The following is a 680-nucleotide window of genomic DNA, read 5'->3' as shown; positions in this document are numbered from 1 at the left end:
ATCAGCCAGCTGTGCTGGCTGTTCTTCCTGAAGATCATCGACGATCAGGATCAGGAACTGGAGCTCATGCAGCCGGGCTACCAGTCGCCTGTGCCAGGAGCCTTCCAGTGGCGCACCTGGGCCGCCGATCCCGAGGGCCTGACAGGCGAAGCCTTGCTCAACTTCGTAAACGACGAGCTTTTCCCGGCCATGAAGGGCCTCCAGCCGACCGGCCAGAGGGGTGACCGCCGCGTCGTGGTGCGCGACGTGTTCGAGGATGCCTTCAACTACATGAAGTCCGGCCAACTGCTGCGGCAGGTGGTCAACAAGATCAACGACGTCGACTTCAACGACCTGTCCGAGCGCCAGCATTTCGGGGATGTCTACGAGCAGCTTTTGAACGACCTATAGTCGGCCGGCAACTCGGGCGAGTACTACACCCCCCGCGCCGTCACCGCCTTCATGGTGGACCGAATCGATCCAAAGCCCGGTGAGGTCCTGTTTGACCCCGCCTGCGGCACCGGCGGCTTCCTCACCTGCTCGATCCGTCACATGCGCGACAAGCACGTGAAGCGCCCCGAGGACGAGGCGCTCATGCAGTCCGGTCTGCGCGCCGTCGAAAAGAAGCCGCTGCCGCACATGCTCTGCGTCACCAACATGCTGCTGCACGGTGTGGAGGACGCCAGCTTCGTCCGGCACGA

Annotated in this window: 2 protein-coding genes; both read left to right on the top strand. The window is 63.1% G+C overall.

Going from position 1 to position 680, the window contains the following annotated elements:
* Positions 1–390 (top strand): type I restriction-modification system subunit M N-terminal domain-containing protein (locus tag ACFC20_RS17505; protein WP_375194101.1); only part of this gene is annotated, 390 nt, incomplete at its 5' end.
* Between the two features lie 51 nt (positions 391–441).
* Positions 442–680 (top strand): N-6 DNA methylase (locus ACFC20_RS17500; RefSeq protein ID WP_375194100.1); only part of this gene is annotated, 239 nt, incomplete at its 3' end.

It is taken from the genome of Marinobacter sp. (genome assembly GCF_041984545.1).
GTDB lineage: Bacteria > Pseudomonadota > Gammaproteobacteria > Pseudomonadales > Oleiphilaceae > Marinobacter.
This window is presented reverse-complemented; position numbering and strand designations above follow the sequence as displayed.